We start from the raw sequence: 8,671 nt of genomic DNA, 5'->3' as shown, positions 1-8,671 counted from the left end.
AACCACCTGACTGAGCAGTGGGCATCGGAGTTTCTGCGCCTCTATCCTTCTGCCAACATCTTAGTCACAACCAAAAAGGACTTTGAGACCCATAACCGCAAGAAGTTCTGCGCCCGTATTGCGACCGGTGACTACGACGCCATCATCATGGGACACAGTCAGTTTGAGCGTATCCCCATCAGCCGGGAGCGTCAGGAAAGGCTTCTCTATGAGCAGATCGACGAGATCACCGAGGGCATCTCAGAGGTGCAGGCCAGCGGCGGCGAGCGTTTTACCGTCAAGCAGCTGGAGCGTACCAGAAAGTCTCTGGAAGCCAGACTGGAAAAGCTGCAAGCCGAGGGGCGAAAAGATGATGTGGTAACTTTTGAGCAGCTGGGTGTGGACCGGCTGTTTGTGGACGAGGCCCACAACTACAAGAACCTGTTTTTATACACAAAAATGCGGAATGTGGCTGGTCTTTCCACATCGGACGCGCAGAAATCCTCCGATATGTTTGCCAAGTGCCGCTATATGGATGAGATCACCGGAAACCGTGGCGTGATCTTTGCCACCGGCACACCGGTCAGCAACTCCATGACCGAGCTTTACACCATGCAGCGTTATCTTCAATATGAACGCCTGCAAGAGCTGAACATGACCCACTTCGACTGCTGGGCTTCCCGATTTGGGGAGACCGTCACAGCATTGGAGCTGGCACCGGAAGGCACCGGCTACCGGGCAAGAACGAGATTCAGCAAGTTCTTTAATCTGCCGGAGCTGATGAACCTGTTCAAAGAAGTGGCCGACATTAAGACTGCCGATCAGCTGAATCTGCCTACCCCGGAAGTGGAGTACCACAACATCGTGGCGCAGCCTACCGAACATCAGCAGGAAATGGTCAAAGCTCTTTCGGAGCGTGCATCGCTGGTACACAGCGGAACTGTTGACCCGTCCCAGGATAACATGCTCAAGATTACCTCGGATGGCCGTAAGCTGGGGCTTGACCAGAGGATCGTCAACCAGATGCTGCCGGACGAACCCGGAACAAAGGTCAATCAGTGTGTGGACAACATCATGCAGATCTGGTGGGACGGCAAAGCTGACAAGCTGACCCAGCTGGTGTTCTGCGACATTTCTACACCACAGGCCAAAGCTCCTGCAAGCAAGGCGGCGAAAACGCTGGATAATCCACTGCTTCACGCATTGGAAGGCGCTGTGCCTCTGCCGGAACAGGAACCGACCTTTACGGTATATGACGATATTCGTCAGAAACTCATTGCCCAGGGGATGCCTGCCGACCAGATCGCTTTTATCCATGAAGCCAATACCGAAGTGCGGAAAAAGGAGCTGTTCTCTAAAGTCCGTACCGGTCAGGTTCGTGTCCTTTTGGGCAGCACCGCCAAGATGGGCGCAGGCACCAATGTGCAGGACCGTCTGGTGGCACTTCATGATCTGGATTGTCCGTGGAGACCCGGAGACCTTGCCCAGAGAAAGGGGCGTATCGAGCGTCAGGGCAACCAGAACCCCCTTGTTCATGTGTACCGCTATGTGACCGAGGGAACCTTTGACGCATACCTCTGGCAGACAGTGGAGAACAAGCAGAAATTCATCAGTCAGATCATGACTTCTAAATCGCCGGTGCGCTCCTGCGATGATGTGGATGAAACAGCCCTCAGTTTTGCTGAGATCAAGGCTCTGTGTGCCGGAGATCCCCGCATCAAGGAGCGTATGGATTTGGATGTGGAGGTATCCCGCCTGAAGCTGATGAAAGCCGACCACCAGAGCAAGCAATATCGTCTGGAGGACCAGCTGCTCAAATACTTCCCGGAGGAGATTGAAAAGCACAAAGGTTTTATCAAGGGCTTTGAATCCGATCTGGAGGTTTTGGCAGCGCACCCGCACCCGGAGGACGGTTTTGCTGGTATGGAAATCCGTGGCGATCTGCTGACCGATAAGGAGAACGCCGGTGCAGCCCTTTTGGATGCCTGCAAGGAGGTCAAAACCTCCGATCCGGTGCAGATCGGCAGCTACCGGGGCTATGCCATATCCGTGGAATTTTCCGCTTGGAAACAGGAGTATACGCTCCTGCTGAAAGGACAGATGACCCACCGGGCAACCCTTGGTACAGACCCTCGCGGAAATCTTACCCGTATCGACAATGCCCTCGCCCAGATGCCCCAGCGTCTGGAGGCGGCAAAGGCCCAGCTGGATAACCTCTATCAGCAGCAGGCTGCCGCAAAGGAGGAAGTTGGAAAGCCATTCCTTTATGAAGAAGAACTGAGAAGCAAAAACGCCCGTCTGGTGGAGCTGGATACCCTGCTCAACATCGACGGAAAGGGACCGGCACACGATGAAGCTGTCGTTGCCAAAAGCACACGGCCTTCGGTATTGGATCATCTGAAACGCCCGGTGCCGCCCCGCAGTACTGACAAGAAACCAAAACAACATGAGGAGGTGCGATAACATGAATACCAACGATTTGAATATGGCCCTTTATGAAAAGATGGCCGCTGAGCAGGACAAATACAGGGACTGGCTGAAAAGCCAGCCCCCGGAAGAAATTCTGCACCACACCTATGAGTACACCATCCGTGAGGACATCGTGATGGCGATGGAGGAACTGGAGCTGACCGATGCCCAGGCAGAGGCGCTTTTGGAATCTCCCTCGCCGCTGGCGGATGTGTACCGCTATTTTGAAAAGCTGGAGACCGGCCACATGGATGTGATCCGGGACAGCATTGAGAACCGTGCCAATGATGTGTGCAGAGCCAAAGAGGAACTGCGAACAACACCGGTCTATCCCCACTCTGCCGCCTATGCGAGAGAACATGGGGAGCTGGAGCAGTACCGAGCTTTCAACAATGTAAATCTCCAATGCAAGGAGTCCATTGAAGCGGCGGTGCGGGAACACTTCGACGGAATGTATCTCAGTCACGATGCGGCAAAGGGTGTGATCGAGACCTATGGCATGGAGCGTGTGGCTTTGGTTCTGGCCAACACCGTCCAGCTTCAGGACTGGGATGGGCGCTACTCCCGACGCAATAAGGAATGGGCTAAGACCATTCCCAACGAGAACCCCGAAACCGTCCGTTGTGGTTATGTCCTGAACAGCCACCCTGCTGTACTGGATGGCTTTATTGATCTGGTGCGTGAAGAACAGCAGCGTAGCCGTACTCAGGGAGAAAAACTGCAACCGTCCCGTCCCTCAGTACGGGATAAGCTCAAACAGGAGCTGCCGGCCCATAAGCCCGCCGCCTCAAAGAAACGGGAGCCGGAGCGATAACTATGGCAAAGCGTAAGCGGGATATGCAATTAAACTTTAGAGTTTCAGCGGAGGAGCTTGCTGTGATTGAGCAAAAAATGTCTCAGTTTGGAACCTCCAACCGTGAAGCCTATCTAAGAAAAATGGCGCTGGATGGGTATGTAGTCAAGCTGGAGCTGCCGGAGCTGAAGGAGCTTGTTTCCCTGATGCGCCGAAGCAGCAACAACTTAAACCAGCTGACCCGTAAAGTGCATGAGACTGGGCGGGTTTATGATGCTGACTTGGAGGATATATCCCAGCGGCAGGAACAGTTATGGGAGGGCGTAAAGGAAATCATTACCCAGCTTTCCAAACTCTTATAACAGGGATAGATACTCCATTTGCGGAGGGAGGAACGGCATTACTTCGCTGCTCCTCTCTCCGCTTTTTCTTTTTATCGGTATCCTTGTCTTTTGCCTGCCCATGCCGGATAATATGATTAGAAAAGATACCAAGAACGCTGCAAGGAGGAAATGACATGAAGATTTTGAAAGGGCTTTTGATGATTATAACTGCACCGGTCATTTTGGTTCTGACACTTTTTGTCTGGCTCTGCACGGGGCTGATCTACATATCCGGTCTGGTGCTCGGCCTGTTCAGTACCGTGATTGCTCTGCTTGGTGTGGCTGTGCTGCTTACCTATTCCCCGCAGAATGGTGTGATTCTGCTGGTCATGGCATTTTTGATTAGCCCGATGGGGCTGCCACTGGCTGCAATCTGGCTGATGGGTAAGGTGCAGAGTTTGAAATTTGCAATTCAGGAGTTGGTTTATGGATAAAAATACGCAAAACCATAAAATGCCAGACACCGTCTGTTAAATTTGGGAAAAGGAATTTTATATCCACGACTTTACTTTTGAACTAATATTGAATATAATATTAGTACGAAAGGAAGTGACATGATGGGACAATTTGAACAGCTGGATCAGATGCTAACAGCACAAGAAGGAATGCTGCGAACATCACAGGTCGTATCCTCTGGAATTTCAAAGCCGGTATTTTATGATTATGTGCGTTCACGAGATTTGGATAGAGTTGCACATGGGATTTATCTGTCCAAAGATTCCTGGGTGGATGCCATGTATCTGCTTCATTTGCGATTTGAACAAGCAGTATTTTCACATGAAACAGCTTTATTTTTTCACGATCTGACAGACCGTGAACCAATAGAATATACAGTTACGGTCAAAACTGGATGCAATCCAAGCAAAATGAAAGCAGAAGGCATTCAAGTTTTTACGATTAAAGCAGACTTACATGATGTAGGACTTACAACAGCGAAAACTCCGTTCGGGCATACTGTGCCGGTTTATGATATGGAGCGAACGATCTGTGATTTGCTCAGAAGCCGTAGCAGAATTGAAATTCAGACCTTTCAGGGAGCACTGAAAGCGTATGCCCGTAGAAAAGATAAGAACCTGCGAGCTTTAATGCAATATGCTGGGATGTTCAAGGTGGAAAAAATTTTACGACAGTATTTGGAGGTACTTTTATGATAAAAACAGCAAGGCAGCTTAAAGATTTAATACGAAACCTTTCCAGAGAAAAATCCGCAGATGCTCAGATTTTAATGAGGAACTACATGATGGAGCGTTTTTTGGAGCGTATTTCTCTTTCTGAGTATCGTGATAAGTTTATCTTGAAGGGTGGTATGTTGGTAGCGGCTATGGTTGGATTGGATGCCCGCTCTACGATGGATTTGGATGCAACCATAAAAGGAGCTAATGTTAATGTGGAGGATATTGAGAATCTAATTTCATCAATCGTAATTGTTCCGATTGATGATGGTGTTAAATTTCAGCTGAAAAGTATTTCGGAAATTATGGATGAAGCAGAGTATCCGGGGATTCGTGTCAGCATGAGTACAACATTCGATGGTGTAGTGACCCCTTTGAAAATTGATATTTCTACGGGAGATGCAATCACTCCAAGAGAGGTTCGGTATTCATTCAAACTTATGCTGGAAGATCGCTCCATTGATATTTGGGCTTATAATTTAGAAACTGTGCTGGCAGAAAAACTGGAAACCATTATTACTAGAACCACAACCAATACCCGCATGAGAGATTTCTACGATATTTACATTTTAGAACAGCTGCATGGAACCACGCTGAACCCGAAAATTTTACATGATGCGCTTCTGGCAACTGCTCATAAACGGGGATCGGAGAAGTATCTTAACCAGGCTGAAGAAGTTTTTGACGAAGTGGAAAATGATTCGGTTATGCAAAAACTTTGGGAGGCATACCGTAAAAAGTTTTCTTATGCTTCTGATTTGGAATGGGATGTGATTATGAAAGCAATTCGCAGGTTATATGTTCTTTGCGAGAAGGGCATCAGCTTATGAAAAAGCATGGACACTATTGTAAAGTTTGTGGTGAATACAAAGCCAACGAAAAATTTTCAGGCAAAGGTCATGCATCCCACATTTGTAAATCCTGTGCTTCGCTACCAGCAGAAAAGCAGGCTGAACTGATGACACTGAATCGTCTTTTGAATCTTCCATGGAGGCTATCGAAAGAGCAGTTGTCCTGGCTGAAAAATCGACTAAAGGATAGGCGGCCTGATGTCCGTGCATTGGCGCAAGAGCAATATGAAATGAGATTTCCACCAAGACACTTAGAAGATGATGAGTTCAATTTTTTCGATGAAGAAAGTTTTATAGAATAGTGAAAGCGGTCTGCTATGGCAGGCCGTTTTCTTTTCGGGAAGGAGGTCTGACCTATGGCAACCACAAGAATCATGCCGCTTCATGTCGGCAAGGGCCGCACAGAAAGTCGGGCGATCAGTGACATCATCGACTATGTGGCCAATCCCAAAAAAACAGATAATGGCAGGCTCATTACCGGCTATGCGTGTGACAGCAGGACTGTGGATGCGGAGTTCCTTCTGGCAAAGCGGCAGTACATTGCCGCTACCGGACGAGTGCGCGGCGCGGATGATGTGATCGCCTATCATGTGCGCCAGTCCTTCCGCCCCGGTGAGATCACTCCGGAAGAAGCGAACTGGCTGGGTGTGGAATTTGCCAAGCGTTTTACCAAGGGCAATCATGCCTTTGTGGTCTGCACTCATATAGACAAATCGCACATTCATAATCACATTATCTGGTCATCGGTCAGCTTAGAATATGACCGGAAATTCCGAAACTTTTGGGGCAGCACCAAGGCGGTCCGTCAGTTGAGCGACACCATCTGCATCGAAAACGGACTGTCTATTGTAGAGAACCCGAAACCTCACGGAAAGAGCTATAACAAATGGCTGGGCGATCAGGCAAAGCCCTCTCACCGAGAGCTGCTTCGTGTGGCGATTGACAATGCATTATCACAAAGTCCTGCTGACTTTGAAGAGCTGCTGAGGCTGCTGCAAGAGTCCGGCTGTGAGGTATCAAAGCGCGGAAAATCATATCGCCTGAAGCTCCCCGGTTGGGAGAAAGCCGCCCGAATGGACAGCCTGGGCGAAGGATATGGATTAGATGATTTGCAGGCGGTTCTCTCCGGGAAGAAAGCGCATACCCCACGAAAGAAAATAGTTACACAGGCAGAGACGCAGAAGGTCAATCTGCTGGTGGACATTCAGGCAAAATTGCAGGCTGGAAAAGGTGCTGGCTATGCTCGATGGGCCAAGGTGTTCAACCTCAAGCAGATGGCGCAGACCATGAATTACTTGTCAGAGAATAACCTGCTGGAGTATGCGGTTTTGGAAGAAAAGGCTGCGGCTGCCACGGCACATCACAATGAGCTTTCGGCGCAGATCAAAGCGGCTGAAAAGCGCATGGCAGAGATTGCTGTTCTGCGTACTCACATTGTAAATTATGCCAAGACCCGTGAGGTCTATGTGGCATACCGCAAGGCAGGCTACTCTAAGAAATTCCGGGAGGAACATGAGGAAGAAATTCTGCTCCACCAGGCTGCTAAGAATGCCTTTGATGAGATGGGCGTCAAGAAGCTGCCCAAGGTCAAAGAGTTACAGACGGAGTACGCGAAATTGCTGGAAGAAAAGAAAAAGACCTATGCCGAGTACCGGCGTTCCCGTGAGGAAATGCGGGAGCTTTTAACGGCAAAGGCCAATGTGGATCGAGTGCTGAAAATGGAGGTAGAACAGGATGTTGAAAAAGAAAAAGACCACGGCCAGCGATAAGCTGGTCCCGGTCAAAAGCGTTCGTAGAACGCGCAGCCACAGAATGAAATTCTGTGTTCAAAGGGGCTTGGGGGCACTGCCCTCAACAAGCAGTTTGTGGCGAAATGGATAGCCACAAGCATTGCTTGCCACAATATGCTGCGCATAAAATGAAAAACTAACGACGGGACGCTTACTGCCTCCTATCGTTAGTTTTCTGTGTTTAAGCGACTTATAAAACCAATCAGCATAATCAAATCGTCATCTGACATCTTTCTCATTCCGTCCAAAGCCTTCTTGATAAGCTGAGGGTTATTTTCCTGTGCATCAAAAAATTGAAGCGGCGTGATTTCAAAATACTCACAGATGTTGAGAAACTGCTTCATAGACGGCATAGAACGCCCAGAGGAAATCGCCTGAATATAGCTTCTGTTCTGCCCTAACTCCATGCTCATCTGATATTCTGAAACACCTTTTTTCAATCGCAATTCTGTGATCCGATTGCGGATAAATTCTTCGTCCATACGCTCACCTCTCTGCTCTTTTAGCATAGCAGAAAGCAATTCTTGATACTTCGTATGTATTGTGTTATAATTTTATAATACAACCTTTATACGCATTATTATTTGCGTTATTTTTGCTTTATATGCGTAATCAAGGCAGTTATCAAGGGCGATTTATATGAATCAGTATGCCTGCGCCATTACCGGCCACCGACCAACAAGATTTTGCTTTGGATATAATGAGGAAGATCCCCTATGCCAAAAATTAAAAGAATGTCTCCTGGAGCAGTTTCGGATACTTCATGACGAGAAATTTGTCCGTACTTTTTTTGTCGGCGGTGCTCTTGGTGTGGATATGTGGGCTGGAGAACAGCTGCTGACATTGAGGGCACAAACGGGATACGAAGATATTAAAATTGTCGTTGTAGTTCCCTTCATCGGTTATGACTCTAAATGGCCGGATCAGAGTAGACATAGATTGAAAAAGCTGATCCAAAACGCAAACGATTCCATTGTTATTTCACATTCTGCGGATGTTTCCAGTTATAAAAAAAGGAATTACTATATGGTCGATCATGCAGAGTACATCATCGGTGTGTTTGATAATCAGAAAAAGCTGCGCTCAGGTACAGCACAGACAGTCAACTATGCCTTGCATCAGGGAAAAGTAATCACTCTGATCCATCCAGACACTATGGAGATAACAGCCCCTGCGCCTTAACAAATTCACAAAAATTTTTCATTAGCATTTCCAACAAAATATTTTCATTGAA

The 8,671-nt window shown here is 48.2% G+C and carries 9 protein-coding genes and 1 pseudogene; 9 read left to right on the top strand and 1 reads right to left on the bottom strand.

The features are described 5' to 3' along the window. The 8 genes and pseudogenes from ABCW45_RS13415 to ABCW45_RS13380 form a co-directional block, all read left to right on the top strand. Window positions 1-2,442: pseudogene (locus tag ABCW45_RS13415) on the top strand (SNF2-related protein); the annotation flags it as partial. Between the two features lies 1 nt (window position 2,443). Next, the gene (locus ABCW45_RS13410; protein ID WP_002588978.1) at window positions 2,444-3,262 is read left to right on the top strand and encodes a DUF3848 domain-containing protein; all 819 of its coding nucleotides are present in this window, start codon (window positions 2,444-2,446) and stop codon (window positions 3,260-3,262) included. After that, complete coding sequence (locus ABCW45_RS13405; RefSeq protein ID WP_425518610.1) at window positions 3,259-3,603, top strand: plasmid mobilization protein; 345 nt, start codon at window positions 3,259-3,261, stop codon at window positions 3,601-3,603. Before ABCW45_RS13410 ends, ABCW45_RS13405 begins: the two co-directional genes overlap by 4 nt. A 155-nt stretch (window positions 3,604-3,758) precedes the next feature. Continuing rightward, window positions 3,759-4,058: a CD1845 family protein gene (locus ABCW45_RS13400; protein WP_002588980.1), complete on the top strand. Its 300-nt coding sequence runs from the start codon at window positions 3,759-3,761 to the stop codon at window positions 4,056-4,058. 123 nt (window positions 4,059-4,181) lie between these two features. Continuing rightward, window positions 4,182-4,775, top strand: coding sequence for a type IV toxin-antitoxin system AbiEi family antitoxin domain-containing protein (locus ABCW45_RS13395; protein ID WP_425516120.1), 594 nt, complete (start codon window positions 4,182-4,184; stop codon window positions 4,773-4,775). Then, a complete protein-coding gene (locus ABCW45_RS13390; protein ID WP_002592900.1) occupies window positions 4,772-5,626 on the top strand; it encodes a nucleotidyl transferase AbiEii/AbiGii toxin family protein in 855 nt (284 codons plus the stop codon). Before ABCW45_RS13395 ends, ABCW45_RS13390 begins: the two co-directional genes overlap by 4 nt. Then, window positions 5,623-5,949, top strand: coding sequence for a hypothetical protein (locus ABCW45_RS13385; protein ID WP_006773027.1), 327 nt, complete (start codon window positions 5,623-5,625; stop codon window positions 5,947-5,949). Before ABCW45_RS13390 ends, ABCW45_RS13385 begins: the two co-directional genes overlap by 4 nt. A gap of 54 nt (window positions 5,950-6,003) precedes the next feature. Next, window positions 6,004-7,416 (top strand): relaxase/mobilization nuclease domain-containing protein, encoded by a 1,413-nt coding sequence (locus tag ABCW45_RS13380; RefSeq protein WP_118471727.1) that lies wholly within the window; start codon window positions 6,004-6,006, stop codon window positions 7,414-7,416. A gap of 188 nt (window positions 7,417-7,604) precedes the next feature. Here ABCW45_RS13380 and ABCW45_RS13375 read toward each other — a convergent pair whose 3' ends face one another. After that, a complete protein-coding gene (locus ABCW45_RS13375; RefSeq protein ID WP_008723376.1) occupies window positions 7,605-7,946 on the bottom strand; it encodes a helix-turn-helix domain-containing protein in 342 nt (113 codons plus the stop codon). Between the two features lie 130 nt (window positions 7,947-8,076). Here ABCW45_RS13375 and ABCW45_RS13370 point away from each other — a divergent pair, with 130 nt between their 5' ends. Then, a complete protein-coding gene (locus ABCW45_RS13370) occupies window positions 8,077-8,619 on the top strand; it encodes an SLOG family protein (RefSeq protein ID WP_118471729.1) in 543 nt (180 codons plus the stop codon). Window positions 8,620-8,671: the final 52 nt, after the last annotated feature.

Origin of the sequence: Pilosibacter fragilis (genome assembly GCF_032490495.1) — a bacterium.
Lineage (GTDB): Bacteria > Bacillota > Clostridia > Lachnospirales > Lachnospiraceae > Pilosibacter > Pilosibacter fragilis.
This window is presented reverse-complemented; position numbering and strand designations above follow the sequence as displayed.

Coding starts and splice junctions, on each gene's coding strand:
- ABCW45_RS13410 (WP_002588978.1), top strand. CDS start 2,444: ATGAATACCAACGATTTGAATATGGCCCTTTATGAAAAGATGGCCGCT.
- ABCW45_RS13400 (WP_002588980.1), top strand. CDS start 3,759: ATGAAGATTTTGAAAGGGCTTTTGATGATTATAACTGCACCGGTCATT.
- ABCW45_RS13395 (WP_425516120.1), top strand. CDS start 4,182: ATGGGACAATTTGAACAGCTGGATCAGATGCTAACAGCACAAGAAGGA.
- ABCW45_RS13390 (WP_002592900.1), top strand. CDS start 4,772: ATGATAAAAACAGCAAGGCAGCTTAAAGATTTAATACGAAACCTTTCC.
- ABCW45_RS13385 (WP_006773027.1), top strand. CDS start 5,623: ATGAAAAAGCATGGACACTATTGTAAAGTTTGTGGTGAATACAAAGCC.
- ABCW45_RS13380 (WP_118471727.1), top strand. CDS start 6,004: ATGGCAACCACAAGAATCATGCCGCTTCATGTCGGCAAGGGCCGCACA.
- ABCW45_RS13375 (WP_008723376.1), bottom strand. CDS start 7,946: ATGCTAAAAGAGCAGAGAGGTGAGCGTATGGACGAAGAATTTATCCGC.
- ABCW45_RS13370 (WP_118471729.1), top strand. CDS start 8,077: ATGAATCAGTATGCCTGCGCCATTACCGGCCACCGACCAACAAGATTT.